Source organism: Pectobacterium brasiliense (assembly GCF_013449685.1).
Taxonomy (GTDB): Bacteria; Pseudomonadota; Gammaproteobacteria; order Enterobacterales; family Enterobacteriaceae; genus Pectobacterium; species Pectobacterium brasiliense_A.
Map to the genome: position 1 here is coordinate 80,504 of NZ_JACDSF010000001.1, position 13,918 is coordinate 94,421.

General features: G+C 43.7%; 13 protein-coding genes. 5 read left to right on the top strand and 8 right to left on the bottom strand.

The window, feature by feature from the left end; all coding sequences use genetic code 11:
• Positions 1-347: 347 nt before the first annotated feature.
• On the bottom strand, positions 348-929 hold the full coding sequence (locus H0248_RS00420; protein ID WP_180784248.1) for an NAD(P)H-dependent oxidoreductase: 582 nt from the start codon (positions 927-929) through the stop codon (positions 348-350).
• 144 nt (positions 930-1,073) lie between these two features.
• On the opposite strand from H0248_RS00420, the gene H0248_RS00425 reads away from it, so the two are divergent.
• Positions 1,074-1,454: a winged helix-turn-helix transcriptional regulator gene (locus H0248_RS00425; RefSeq protein WP_180784249.1), complete on the top strand. Its 381-nt coding sequence runs from the start codon at positions 1,074-1,076 to the stop codon at positions 1,452-1,454.
• A 47-nt stretch (positions 1,455-1,501) separates the two neighbouring features.
• Here the strand turns inward: H0248_RS00425 and H0248_RS00430 are convergent, their stop codons facing one another.
• Positions 1,502-2,053 carry a TetR/AcrR family transcriptional regulator gene (locus H0248_RS00430; protein ID WP_205559024.1) on the bottom strand — a complete coding sequence of 184 codons (552 nt, stop codon included), beginning with the start codon at positions 2,051-2,053 and terminating at the stop codon, positions 1,502-1,504.
• Between the two features lie 91 nt (positions 2,054-2,144).
• On the opposite strand from H0248_RS00430, the gene H0248_RS00435 reads away from it, so the two are divergent.
• From H0248_RS00435 to H0248_RS00445, 3 genes are all read left to right on the top strand, one after another.
• The gene (locus tag H0248_RS00435) at positions 2,145-3,065 is read left to right on the top strand and encodes an NmrA family NAD(P)-binding protein (protein WP_180784251.1); all 921 of its coding nucleotides are present in this window, start codon (positions 2,145-2,147) and stop codon (positions 3,063-3,065) included.
• Positions 3,066-3,146: 81 nt separating this feature from the next.
• Positions 3,147-3,605, top strand: a complete 459-nt coding sequence (locus H0248_RS00440) for a nuclear transport factor 2 family protein (RefSeq protein ID WP_180784252.1) — start codon at positions 3,147-3,149, stop codon at positions 3,603-3,605.
• 132 nt (positions 3,606-3,737) lie between these two features.
• Positions 3,738-4,094 carry an MmcQ/YjbR family DNA-binding protein gene (locus H0248_RS00445; protein WP_095700283.1) on the top strand — a complete coding sequence of 119 codons (357 nt, stop codon included), beginning with the start codon at positions 3,738-3,740 and terminating at the stop codon, positions 4,092-4,094.
• 369 nt (positions 4,095-4,463) lie between these two features.
• Here the strand turns inward: H0248_RS00445 and H0248_RS00450 are convergent, their stop codons facing one another.
• The 3 genes from H0248_RS00450 to H0248_RS00460 all read right to left on the bottom strand — a co-directional run bounded on the left by H0248_RS00450 (position 4,464) and on the right by H0248_RS00460 (position 9,041).
• Positions 4,464-6,101, bottom strand: coding sequence for a carbohydrate porin (locus H0248_RS00450; protein WP_180784253.1), 1,638 nt, complete (start codon positions 6,099-6,101; stop codon positions 4,464-4,466).
• An 82-nt stretch (positions 6,102-6,183) separates the two neighbouring features.
• Positions 6,184-7,647 carry a glycoside hydrolase family 1 protein gene (locus H0248_RS00455; protein WP_180784254.1) on the bottom strand — a complete coding sequence of 488 codons (1,464 nt, stop codon included), beginning with the start codon at positions 7,645-7,647 and terminating at the stop codon, positions 6,184-6,186.
• Positions 7,648-7,670: 23 nt separating this feature from the next.
• Positions 7,671-9,041 (bottom strand): PTS transporter subunit EIIC, encoded by a 1,371-nt coding sequence (locus H0248_RS00460; protein ID WP_180784255.1) that lies wholly within the window; start codon positions 9,039-9,041, stop codon positions 7,671-7,673.
• 238 nt (positions 9,042-9,279) lie between these two features.
• Between H0248_RS00460 and H0248_RS00465 the strand changes: the two genes are divergently transcribed.
• Positions 9,280-10,317 (top strand): AraC family transcriptional regulator, encoded by a 1,038-nt coding sequence (locus H0248_RS00465; protein WP_180784256.1) that lies wholly within the window; start codon positions 9,280-9,282, stop codon positions 10,315-10,317.
• A gap of 384 nt (positions 10,318-10,701) precedes the next feature.
• Here the strand turns inward: H0248_RS00465 and H0248_RS00470 are convergent, their stop codons facing one another.
• The 3 genes from H0248_RS00470 to H0248_RS00480 form a co-directional block, all read right to left on the bottom strand.
• Positions 10,702-11,901, bottom strand: a complete 1,200-nt coding sequence (locus H0248_RS00470; protein ID WP_180784257.1) for a multidrug effflux MFS transporter — start codon at positions 11,899-11,901, stop codon at positions 10,702-10,704.
• A 189-nt stretch (positions 11,902-12,090) separates the two neighbouring features.
• Positions 12,091-12,501 (bottom strand): hemerythrin domain-containing protein, encoded by a 411-nt coding sequence (locus tag H0248_RS00475; protein ID WP_180784258.1) that lies wholly within the window; start codon positions 12,499-12,501, stop codon positions 12,091-12,093.
• 139 nt (positions 12,502-12,640) lie between these two features.
• Positions 12,641-13,915 carry a YeaH/YhbH family protein gene (locus tag H0248_RS00480; RefSeq protein WP_180784259.1) on the bottom strand — a complete coding sequence of 425 codons (1,275 nt, stop codon included), beginning with the start codon at positions 13,913-13,915 and terminating at the stop codon, positions 12,641-12,643.
• Positions 13,916-13,918: the final 3 nt, after the last annotated feature.

Sequence of the window (13,918 nt, forward strand, 5' to 3'; positions counted from 1 at the left end):
CACCCATTTAGTTGGACTCTCAAATTGGAGAGTCCCATGTCCAGACGTAAGTATACCTTTGAACAGCGCCTCGAAGTGGTTATGCACTATTTCGCTACTGATGAAGGCTATCGCTTAACATCCGCTCGCTTTAACGTTCCCAGAACCTAGGTAAGATTATGTGTTGCAGCCTATGATGCTTATGGAGAAGAAGGTCTGAAGCCCAGAGATAAGGGCGTATCAATTGATCCCGAAATCAGAGTGGAAGCCGTGATGGCTGTACTGCCGGGACAAATGTATGCTTCGGATCAGGTGATGAGATAGACATACTTCCAGGCTATCTCATCTTCAGGAGTGAAATTCTGTCGTCAGAAATGTAAGTTAAGATGATTATCAAAACGCACAAAGTCCTGCTCTATCTGAGGATTTTTCATCACATCATATGACCAGAATGACTCCACTTTTCCAAGTCCGACCCACTTAAAGAGCAGGTGTATCGGCAACAGTAAGTCATCCTCACTTCGCCCCGCAAAATAGTGCTCTGATGGGTTACTGAACGCTTCCTGTGGCGAATTGGCGGTCACGGAAAGCATATAGCGGCCTTTCAGGAGTCCTCCCGTTCCGTAATTTTTCTTCGGATCTTCCGAGCTGCGGCCATCGTAGAGAGACATCTCACCCGCCATTCCTGCTCCCCATACGTCATCAACGTACTTTTTCAGCGACCATGGCATTCCCATCCAGTTTAATGGCATCTGCAAGAGCACCACGTCTGCCCATTTGAACTTCTCAATCTCGGCGGCCACATCATAGGAGTCTGCAGTAATGGTCGTTTTAACAGCCCAGCCTTTGTTGAGGAAAAAGGATTCGGCACGTTCGATAAGGCTGGCCGTCAGAGTGCCTTGCGAATAGGAATACTGAAGGTGCCCATTTAAAATCAATACATTGGTCATGATATAACTCCCGGATAATGTTGAGGCTGCACAGCAGCCTGAGAGACTGAGGTAGAGGTTTTAGTGAGATTTTCATGGTATATAGATTATACTTAGAGTCAATCAGGCACTTAATAGTGCCCAGGTATATCAGAGGTAACCTGCATGCAAAAAAATGAAACTGTTGTTCCGCCAGAGTGCTTTTCTGCCGATTGTCCGGCCAGAGCTCTGTTTGATCAGATATCCGATAAATGGTCCATGATGGTACTTATTACCATTGAAGCAGGGCCTGTACGCTTTAATGCGATCAAACACCGCCTGGAAGGCGTTACACAGAAGGCTCTTACACAGTGTCTGCGCAGGCTGGAACGAAATGGTCTCCTGACGAGACACGTTATCGCTACTTCCCCTGTTGCCGTGGAATACGAAATAACGCCGCTCGGGCGTACGCTGCTGCATCCATTTAAGGTGATGCATGACTGGACAATGAGTAAGATTGAGGAGGTTGAATCTGCCCGGCAGCGCTTCGACCAGCGTGGTTTGTAAAAGGTGTCAGCACTGCCGCCATGTGCTCATACTCGGGGTGCAGTAGGTCAGGATTCACCAGAACGTCTGAGAAGGCCCGTATACAAAATTGACAGGACCCGCTCTTTTATATTTTCACGTTCTCTCAGATCTCTTCCGCACAGTATTGCTCCTAACATCGAAGATATCAGCGGGAAATCTTCCGGGAGCAGATCATGGCGCAGGTTCCCCTGTCCTAATTCGTCACCAAGACATTTAGCAGCCATACGAATAAATCGTTCACGACCAAGATTAGCACCCCCTGACTCTCTTCCTGCAGATCGCCAGTACTCTGACAGAACGGGACTTGTTACAAGATTCTGAGCCATGTGTTCAATCAGCGCACAGGCTGAGTAATGACCCGTCTCTTCACTCTGCCTTAATTCCATTCGCGTAAGTGATCTGTCCAGTAGTGAATCCAGCAAGGCCTGCCTGTCCGGAAAGTTGCGATAGAAAGTTCCCGGCCCTACTCCTGCACGCTCTGCGACAGCCTCAAGCGGGGTATTTACCCCGCGCAGGCCAAATTCAATTTCTGCTGCATCAAGAAGCTTTTCCCGACGTAAGGCTGCATCCCGCCTCATAACTGCCCCCTGAATGAAATGACTGACATTGACAAAGTGGAGAATTTCCTCCACTTTATGATTGTCGGAAACAATTAGCAAGTGAGGAACTATGTCTGATAATCATTCCCGTATTGTACTTGTCACCGGGGCGACTGGCATGCAGGGAAAGGGGGTTTTAAAAAATCTTATCTCCGGCGGATACCACGTTCGCGCTCTTACCACAAATGCAGACAGCGAAAAGGCTCGGGCGCTCAGCGTCATGGGAGCCGAGGTATGTCAGGGGAATTTTGACGATAACGCCTCACTGGATCGGGCTCTGAAGGGGGTGAATGCTGTCTTCTCTCTGCAACTGACCGATCCCTCAGGTCAGCATCGCGAGGTCATTCAGGCTAAATCTCTTATCGACGCGGCAAAAAGAAACGGCGTGCGGCATTTTATTCAGAGTACGGTTTCAGGCGCGGGTCAGCATGCAACCGCCGACTGGTTTAAATCGGATAAGTGGTCAGCCGATTACTGGAATGACAAAATGGCGGTTCAGGACGAGGTTCGAAGAGCCGGATTTGAGAGATATACTATTCTGAAACCCGCATTGTTTATGGAAAACCTGCTTCCTCCAAAAGCCGCGGGTATGTATGCCGGTCTGGAGACGGGACGCCTGGTTTCCCGCATATCCGCCAGTACTAAAATCGCTTGGATATCATCAGAAACACTCGCATCTGCAGTACGTTTCTCCCTGGAAAATCCTGATGTTATGAATGGATATGAGCTGGAGCTGGCTGATACCTTAGCCACTCCGTCCGAAGTGGCTGTAACGCTTTCCCAGGTAACCGGCTCTGCCGTCAGCTACGAATATGCAGAGAGTCAGACCATGCTGGATATGGGGTTCAGACCCGGTGTCATCAATGCTCAGGAATGGCAGGCAGAAGTCGGATATCCTGCTGTACCCGATGAGGCTAACAGGCTGGGCATAAGCACCCTCTCTCTCTGGGACTGGGTAACTATGCACAAAGATGAGTTTGATATTGCCTGATTATCAGAGACCGGTTTATTCGTGAAACCTGCAATCGTCCAATGAGCACTGTTCCGGTAGCAAGTTTAAAAGGAAGCTTTTATGTCAGAATCCACTCAAACTTATGAACAGAACTACTCTGATGATGAGCGCAGACTTGCCGAACACCTTATCAGCCTTGAAAGGTCGGCACTAGACAAGTGGTTTCAGGGAGACACATCCGGCTATGAATCACTCTGGTCAAAACGCAGCTTTACTTATTTTGATGCTGTAGTGAAAGAAAGGGTGGATGACCATGATGCTATCAAAAACTTCCTGAAATCGATCGACGGAAAACTGTTCGCTGCCAGTTACGATTTTCGCCAGCCCAGGGTTCAGGCGGGTAAAGACATGGCCGTACTCACCTATCAGCTGTATGCAAAAACGAACCTGATTGACATGGAATACAACGTCATTGAAGTTTTCCAGAAAGAAGAAGACCACTGGCGGGTTATTCATTCAACCTGGTCATTTATTCGCCCGATGGATAAAAATTTCGCCTCTGAAGACAGCGTTATATGAGTGATGTGCATTTAGCTCGGAACCGTTTTTTTTAAATGCTCCAGGATTGAGGGCTTTAAACAAGGTCCTTCAGACACAGCGAAAGATGCCTGTCGGGTGTATTTTCTGTAAATCAACACTGCAGGAGTGGTTATGAAAAGAGATACGTTATTCAGGTACGCTCGGGAACATTTTCACTCAGAGCCTGAGTATCTGTGGAGTAATTTGCCTGATTACGCCGTACTTCGTCATCACAAAGGTGACAAATGGTTTGGTATCGTGATGAACGTGCCGGGTACAAAGCTGGGGCTTGAAACGGATGATTCGGTTGACATACTTGACGTGAAAGTCAGGCCTGAACACATAGGGTCACTACGCCAGAAGGACGGCATTTTGCCAGCCTATCACATGAATAAGGAACACTGGATTAGTGTGATTCTCTCTGGGCCGTTGTCGGCGAATGAAATACATGACCTGCTTGCTGAAAGCCATGAGCTGACCTCAGGCTAAGACCTTTATACGGGGTATACGTTATTTAACCATTCCGTATACCCTGCATGTGACCTCTGTTTTTACCAGTACAGAAGAGCCTCTTTAGTCAATACTATATGGTGCTGCGAAACTTAATCTTTTCTTCACCTAAGATCTGAATAATCAGGACCGGATCTTACTCAATTGGTTGGTGTATTACAGGTTGTTGTAGAAACAGGGAAGCGCATGGAATAAGATGCAGCAGAATGGATAATTTGGCTGTGGAAGCGTGTATTTAGCTTTTGCAGGAAACAAAAAAGAGTCCATGTATTCCATGGACTCTTTCTGAGATGCCTCGATTATTATGTCCAACTTTTGGGGGCAGTACATAAAGAGGCCAATTTAACGTTATTTCCACCACACCTCTGCCTGGACACCAACTACGAATTGATTGCGGCGACCATCGGAAAAACTAAATTTATCAATATCATTATGTTCAATGTTGATATAACTGCCAAAGAATCTTACTTCCGGACGAGAGTTCAAGATACTCGTATCGACTTTAATCGCATGATAAGGTGTGATTTTATACGCACTCTGTTTGTATTTTACGTTACCAACGGTATTAGTTTGGGTAAATGCACCAAGTTCGACGCCTGTTTGGTTGTTTTCATTCCAGATGTAGGCGGGTCTAATTACTCCTTTTAACGCATTGAAATCGGTATTGCTACCCGTATACCGGTTATATATATCTTGACCTTGGGTCCAAACAAACGAATGAGCCATAATCACATTCGGTGTTAAATAATTTTCACCCTGTTCAATGAGCCGATAGGCTGTACCACCTGTATGTTCCCCATAGTAGCGATTTCCAAATCCGAACTGAATGTCACCCGCTAACTCTGAGAATGTGCTGGCAAAGGAGTTATTTGCATATTGTACGGTTATCTCATTGAAACTTTTATCCTGCCACTTATGTCTTAAAATAGCGGTAGAAATAAAGGATTTTTTGACATCATAATATAGACCAGCATTGGCATCATTCTTTTGCGTATCATTTTTATTGGCGAAATTGTATTTCGTTTGAAGTTCCAGTGTTGTTCTATCTGCTAGTGCAATATTTTTCCAACGAATGTCGATACCGTTAACATTGACAGTCTGGCTAGATGTACGGGCTGTTGTTTTGTCAGTGGCATCAACATCTTTCCTTAGCAAAGCTAGATTAAGATTTCCGTTTCCAACATCCAGCCCTTCAATTCCGACCCCAGAAGCTGCATCGGCTTTATAAGCTTTCCAGTCTAACATTTGAATTTCATAGGAAGGTAACGATCTACGGCCTGCCCATAAAGATGCTTCTGGTGCAAATGTCATAAAGCCTTTAGTATCGAGATATAAATCTACGAATTGCATGATATTTTCGCCTTCGCCATCAACGAATGCGTTGCTCTTTGATTGGCTGACATTACCATCGAGCTTCACAACGGCACGGGCTGTTTTTCCATTTGAGTTATACACCCGCTGTGCAAAACCTAAACCATACCAACCAGTATTTTCATTACCGAGACGGCCTAAAGAACCTATAGCATACGATGTTGGGGCACCGCGATTACCTGATGCCCACCCACCGCGTAAATATCCTGTATATGAAAAACCATTTTCCTCCTTGACTGCCTGACTTAGTTCTGCAATTGAGATTTCACGTGTTCTATCGATGGTAATGGTGGAATTTCCCGTAATTGGTTTATTAACGTTTTCTACAATTTTCTCTTCTTTCTGTATAGGTACATAAATATTTTCTTTCGTTGAAATGGATTTGTCACTAACCGCCATGATTTTTTTATAATTATTTAATTCAGTATTTGTTTTGGCAAGTTCTTGCTGATATTTTTTTATCTGACGATTGTTTTCTTGTGTTTCTATTTTATTTTGATAAAGAAGTTTTTCTAATCTTTCAATTTTTTGTTCAAGCGTAATACTTTCTGCCTGGGCAGTGTGTATGCTAAAAATAACCATGATTGCAACCATGGTTAATTGAGGTTTTTTCATGCTGTTCTCTCTGGTTATTATTGGGTACGCTATGAAATAGGTGCATCTGTATGGACACACCTTGTGTTAAATAACTCTAGCTTTAGTTTCCTGAATACTCTCCTCGTGATTCGATGTATTTTTTATACCAATAAAAGGAGTCCTTTTTGAATCGATTTCCTGTGCCATTACCTGTATCGTCGATGTCTACGTATATGACACCGTATCTTTTTGACATTTCCATTGTTCCACAGGATATGATGTCTATTACACCCCACAACGTATATCCAATAACAATCACACCATCAGCAATCGCTTCTTTCACTTGTTCAAGGTGTGACCTGATATATGAAGATCTATAAGGATCATGAACATGATTTTCTGGGGTGAGAATATCCTTAGCCCCGATGCCGTTTTCAGCAATAAATAATGGTATCTCGTATCTATCCCAGAATTGGTCAAGAGTAATCCTTAAACCAATAGGATCGATCTGCCATCCCCATTCGCTTGCTTGTAGATAAGGATTACGGTTTCCTGAAATCAAATTACCGTCTGTTTTTTTCCAATCTTTTTCAGTGGATGCAACCATAGACATGTAATATGAAAAACTAAGAAAGTTAACTTTATTTTCCTTTAGTAATTCTTCATCTCCTTCCTCGAAAAAAATGTGAATGTTATTTTCTTTGAAGTATCTTTCCATGTATCTAGGGTATTTCCCACGAACCATTACATCGGTATAAAAATAGTTTGAATATTTTTCCTTCAGTATTGTCTCCATCACATCTTCTGGTCTAGATGTGGCTGGATAAGTTGTAAATCTGGCGATCATCCCGCCTATATTTGCCTCAGGGAGTAATTTTTTAGCAAGTTCAACGACCTTGGCATTTGCAATGAACTGATGGTGTAATGACTGAAAAATAGAAGATTCAATATCATCCTCTTGATCTTTTATTAACCCAACTCCATTGAATGGGTTAAATTTTGCAGCATTAATTTCATTGAATGGAAGCCAGTAATCTACCAAGTCCCCTAAACGGGAAAATAAAACATTTACATACTTTATATACAGATCAATTGTTTTTCTGTTTTTCCATCCATTGTACTTTGTAATGATTTCTACAGGCATATTGTAATGCAGGATTGTGGCAAAAATCTTTATCCCTTTTTCTTTACATAAGCTAAAAAGGTCAATGTAAAATTGAATGCCTATTTCATTAGGATTTTCATCATCCCCATGTGGAAAAATACGTGACCAATCGATTGATGTCCGAAATATCTGGATGCCTAACTCTTCTAATAGTGCTATATCGTCTCTGTAATTTTTATAAAAATTGATGCCATTTCGACATGGATAAGATGCATGATTATTATCTTTGATAGCCTTAATAAAGTTATCGTGTGTTATTGAACCACGCTTTAAATCCCTCTCTTCACGAGACCAGTTAGCATCAAAGAATCGCATGGACTGAGTGTCTGGCCCTTTATTGTCGCTAAGATAGCCTCCATCAGCCTGCGCTCCAGAAATAGCGCCACCAAATAAAAATTCGTGATTAAATTTTAATTTCATAATTTTTCCTTAATTGAAAAATGCTATACTTTTATGTCTGTTTTTCTCATAAATAAAGTGGTCAAAGAGTAAGACATGACAAAGCTAATACATAATCCTATAATTGCATGTACAAAATTAATGCTATTTTCAGGATCTACAAATATAGGTAAGGTTGTTAATCCTGTTGGTGCCAGTGCTAAACGTTTCACGCCAAAGAAACCCACGTAAAGACCTGCAATCCCACCAGAAATCATTACGGCATAAAAAGGCTTTCTAAATTTTAAATTAACACCGTATAACGCAGGTTCAGTGATACCAAGTAGACCAGTAAAACCAGCAGCATTAGCCATTGACTTGAAATCCCTATCAACGGCTAAGCGTGCAACTGCGAGCGCTGCGGCACCTTGAGCAATATTTGCCATCAAGAACCCTGCACCAGCCATGTCAAAACCATAAGTAGCAATAGAGGTAATCACTAAAGGAATTGTCACAGCATAATGCATACCAGTCATGATGAATATTGGAGAGAATATTCCGAATATGACAGGTAAAAGCCAGGTGAAATTCGAATTTATATAATTAATTGCGAAGCCTAACCCACTGCCGAAATAGACCCCAAGAGGAGCAATAAGTGTTAGTGCTAATGGAGCCATGATCAAAACAGTTAAAAATGGCTTCAGAAAGAAAACTAACGAACTGGGGGAGATGCGATCTGCTAAACGCTCGACATATGAGGCTAGCCATATGACAAGTATAATTGGAATAACTGTTGAACCGTATGAAATTAGAGGGATATCTATCCCTAAAAAAGCTAAAGATCCTTTGGTGGCTTTAAGCTGTGTTAGTGCTGGATGCATCAACACGCCACCTAAGGTCATAGCGACATAAGGGTTCATTTTAAATTTTTGTGCTGCTGAATAGGCAAGCATTATTGGAAGAAAAAAGAATGCCGTGTCAGAAATAAATGTAAGTGTTATATAAATATCAGAATCTTTTTTTACTAACTCAGAAAGGGTCAATAGTATTAACAAAACCTTGACCATCGCTGCGCCAGTAATTGCGCTTAGGACCGGAGTGAAGATGCCTGTTATCGTATCAAGTACAGTAGAAACTATGCTCTTTTTAGTCGTTTTATTACTTGTTTTCCTCTCTGTTTTAACGTCGTTAGGAGATAGCATTTTATCTATTTCTGAATAAATATGAGAAACATGCTGACCTAAGATAATTTGTAGTTGCCCACCACTCTCGACAACGCCAAGAACGCCTTTGAGATTTTTTATATCCTCTTTATCTATTTTCACATTGTTCGCCAGTGTGATACGAAGGCGGGTAGCGCAATGTGCTAAGTGTGATATATTTTCTTGACCACCAATTCTGATAAAGATTTTTTCTGCAAGCTCTTTGTAATCCACGGTGTTCTCTCTTATTTAAGAAAAATCATGTCTAATTTTTTATAACATCTCATGACCACTGCAATTAAATCACTCTCTTCGTAACTTAGACTATGGCAAAAACACATGATGGCACTGTCAAAATTCCATATCTCTTGCTAAGAGTCACATAACTGATACCTTAGTACCGTATTAGCATCGTTGAGCATGTGATGTTGCTGAGTGTAGGTGGTTTTAAGTGGCAAAAGAGGAAAAGTAAATGGTAAACGCTGGTAAACTGGATGCAGTTTTAGATGAAAAAATTAGAGAAATTACAGAAAGTGAAGCATTTTACCTTCAAAATCCAGGAGCGCTTAGTAAGAAATATGACCGTATTGCTAAAGTGGATATAGATGGGAAAAACATCTATTACTTTGAACTGACCGATCTTGATACTCATGCATTTGAAATAACAAGGAATTCTCGATTTACATCAGTGCTGGAGCATGTTCATTCCAGTTTGCACATGAGCTATGTCTATTCGGGAAAATCTACTATGAGTGTAGATGGTAAGTGTATATCGCTTGGTGAAAATGATGTTTGCTTTATTGATCGTAATGTAATTAGAAGTAAAGAATTCTTAGGTGAAAACGATATAATAATAAGCATTCATTTTGGTCATAAGTTTCTCACAAATAATTTTTTGAAAAAACTGACTAACCGAAGTTTCTTTTCTGATTTTATTGCGTCTGCACTTTCTGAAAACAACGACCACAAAAGTTATATATTTTTCCGGAGCAATAATAATAAGAAAATACGAATGCTTTTCATGCAATTGATCTCTGAGTGTTATAATAAAAACTCCTACTCAAATGAAATAATAAGCTGTTATTTGTCGTTAATTATGTTTGAGCTCATTATGATGTATAGAGAGAACCCAGCTCCACATGTGATTAATATTCCAAAGGAGGAAAGGGGTGATATTATTGATATTCTTAGTTATATTGATGATAATTTTATAACTTGTTCTCTTAAATCGTTAGCTAAAGAATTCGGATATAATGAAAAATATCTCTCTCATCTTATAAAAAATAAAACCGGCTTGGGATTTAAAGATATTCAAACAATGAAAAGAATTAAATATGCTGCACATTTACTTGAAACAAGTGCATTGCCAATTAGAGATGTATCAGAGAGGTCAGGTATTGCAAATGAAAATTTTTTCTATAAAAAATTCTTTCAAGAATATGGAAAAACACCAAAGGAATATAGGTGTGAATTTTCTTTTGAACAATTAATTGAACAAAAGTTATTATGATGGTCTAATCAAGATTATATTTTGTTAAATATTCAGACTAATAAAGCTAAGGAGTGTTTAGCATTAATCATTGCTTATATCCCCGTCATGCTTCAAGTTACATGTGCGTTGGTTTCATTCTGTCACCCGAATCACTTACTTGAGTTAGCTCATTGGGATTTCCTTACTTTCCGTCTTCCTGATACTCGAATTATGTGGAGTATAGAAAGCAACCTCTTTGATGAATGTCATGTCCCATAATAAGTGATTTTATGTCTATTCATTGTGGTATAAAGGAAATTATGAATGATAAAGACAAGTATCGGGCTGGTAATTCGATGTTCAATATGTAATTAGCCGCTGGAAAAATCTACCGGCGGCTAATTATCCCAAATATATTTTAAACTACGTACGGGGCAGCGATGTAATGCTGCTCTTGTGGTGCCGCGTAAGCAGGCGGGCGCATATCGCCAGCAGAGCGGCACAGAGCATGACCAGCGCCAGTGATACTTTTGACGGCAGAGGAACGGCCATAGCCATCAGGCCCAGCGCCGCGCCGCCCGCCATCTGCACAAATCCTACCATCGCCGACGCAATCCCCGCCTCATTGGAATAAGGCTCCAGTGCATAGCTGGTGGACGGCCCGATCAAAAATGCCAGACCGGCACAGGCCAGCGCGACAGGCAGCATGTAGGTTGGCCAGGTGTTTTGCATCGCTTCGGGTAAGAGAACGACGCCGCCAAGCAGCGAAAGAAACCCAGTTCCCATTAGCAGGCTACCGATAGCCAGGCAGCGCGGTCGGCCGACTTTACGAATCATGCGATTTGCAAAGAAGCTGACGAGCATGATCCAAAAACCGTTTACGCCAAAGGCAATCGAAAACTCAAGCGGCGTGAGCCGAGCCTCATTCATCAACACCACGGGAGAGAAGGTGACATAGGTCAATGCCATCCCCATGGCACCCGCGTTGACTGAGGCGAATCCCAGAAACTGGCGATCGGATAACAGACGTGCGTATTGGCGCAGCGGCAAGCCGTGTACGGGAAGCGTTGAGTCTGGGCGCGTTTCAGGCAGGAAGCGGGTGACGAGTGCCAGTACCAGAACGCTGTAGCCCGCGAGGAACCAGAAGGGAGCACGCCAGCCGAAGGCTTCGGCCAACAGCCCGCCTAATAGCGGAGCCAGTGCCGGCACAATGTTCAGCGTGCCGTTAAGAAAGCCATAGGTTCTGGCGGCATCGTCGCCGTTCAGTTTGTCACGCACGCTGCTGAAAATGGCGACGGCAGTACAGCAGACGGCCAGCCCCTGAAAAAGACGTGAGAGGACGAATAGCGTGGCGCTGGTGGCTAGCGCGGCCATGATCGCACCGATGAGGTAGATAATCACGCCAGCCAGCGCCATAGGGCGTCGACCGTATTTATCGACCAGCGGCCCTGCTAGCAGTTGGCCTAATCCCATGATCAGAATAAACAGTGCGACGGTGGATTGAATCAGCGATTCAGGGCTGTTCAGCGCCACGGCGATGGCGGGAATAAGCGGTAAATAAATGTCTATACCCAGAGGGCCGAGTAGAACCAGAGTCAGTAAAATCAGAACAAATCTTTGCATAACAAAAACAGAAATCTATGTTTTATGGGTTCGACAGGGTAATGCGCACACTGGCGGAAAGAAAGCGTTATCTTTGTGACAATGTCACGATGATGTGAAGGGAAATAGCGTGGCGAGGTTGTATGAAGGCGCTAATCAATAGGGCGGAGCAGAGATTTTCCGCCCTTTAGTCAAACATGCTTAATCCACTCAGGCCGTTTCAATGCGGGGATAAAAATCGTGATTCTCCCTCTGCATACGTTCATAGACCTTACGCAACACGTTATTGGCATCAGCCCGGAAATCCCTATCGTGCCCTATCAGTTGTGAAGCCGTATTCCAGCGACGGGAAAATGCATCGTAGTCTGCGGCAATGGTTTGCATTTCATTCTGATAATGCTGACTCATCTTCGTTAGCTGCGCGTCACCGCTGCGCTGAAGCGAAGGGTAAAGCACGCGATCTTCTGCGGAAAGGTGCAGCTTGATGGTTGAACTCATGGCGACGATGGCGCGGGCGATGTCAGTGGCGTTCTCCGTCACGCCTTCTCGTGATAGCCGACGCAGGGTATCAATGCTTTCGAGTATTTCGTTGTGCTGGTGTTTGAATTTATCAATGTTCATAAGCGATTCTCTATGCAGGTATAATGCTATTTATAATACATGTATTTTAAATGCATGTTTATAGAAAAATGCCCAGAAAGAGAAAATCAGCCAGCTAACGATTAATCATTAACAGATAACTGGCTGATTGAGAGGAGGGTCAATGCCCTACCGTTTGTTTACGGAAGAGTTCACGGAAGACAGGGTAGATATCATCCTGATCGCGGATATGCTGCATGGCGAAATTATCGAATGTATCGCGCAGCGTTTCATATTCGCGCCAGAGCGTCTGGTGTGAACGCCGGGTGATTTCAATATAGCTATAATAACGCACCATCGGCAGAAGCTGATTTGCCAGAATCTGGTGACACAGTGGTGAGTCATCAGCCCAGTTATCGCCATCCGACGCCTGTGCCGCATAGATGTTCCACTGTGACGGATCGTAACGCTCGCGAACCACTTCCTCCATCAGCTTTAATGCACTGGAGACAATGGTGCCGCCGGTTTCCTGAGAGTAGAAGAACTCCTGTTCATCAACCTCTTTCGCCTGCGTATGGTGGCGAATGTAGACGACGTCGACGTTTTTATAATTTCGGCTGAGGAACAGATACAGCAGAATATAAAAGCGCTTCACCATGTCTTTCGTCGCCTGATCCATCGAACCAGACACGTCCATCAAACAGAACATCACCGCCTGGCTCGACGGTTCGGCCCGACGCTCGTAGTTCCTGTAGCGCAGGTCAAACGTATCAATAAACGGCACGCGGGCGATTTTCTGGCGCAGTTCGTTAATTTCCTGCCGCAGCCGTTCCTCTTCCAGCAATTGTGCAGGTTCGGTATGCGCCAGCTGTTCCAGCGTCTCTTCCAGTTCATGCAACGTGCGCCGTTTACCCGCTGTCATCGCCATACGGCGTGCCAGCGAGTTTTGCAGCGAACGTACCACGCTGATATTGGCAGGAACGCCGTTAGCGGTGTACCCGGCGCGGTGCGTTTTGTACTCGGTCATCTGCCGATGCTGGGTCTTCTTCAGATTCGGCAGCGCCAGATCTTCAAACAGCAGGTCCAGATATTCGTCTTTGGAGATCTGAAAGACAAATTCATCTTCGCCTTCGCCATCTTTACTGGCATCCCCCTGACCGGAACCACCGCCGCCACCTCCTTGTGGCCGCTCGATTTTGTCGTTCTGTACAAAGTGATCGTTGCCCGGGTGGACGCGGTGGCGGCGTCCTCCACGGCCTTGATGGAACATCGGTTCGTTGATGTCTGCATTGGGGATCGAGACTGACTCCCCGCTTTCGATGTCGGTCACCGAACGCTTATTAATGGCCTCGGAAATCGACTGTTTTATTTGCGACTTATAGCGGCGCAGAAAGCGTTGGCGGTTCACCGTGCTTTTGTTTTTGCCGTTCAGTCGTCGGTCAATAAAATAGGCCATGTT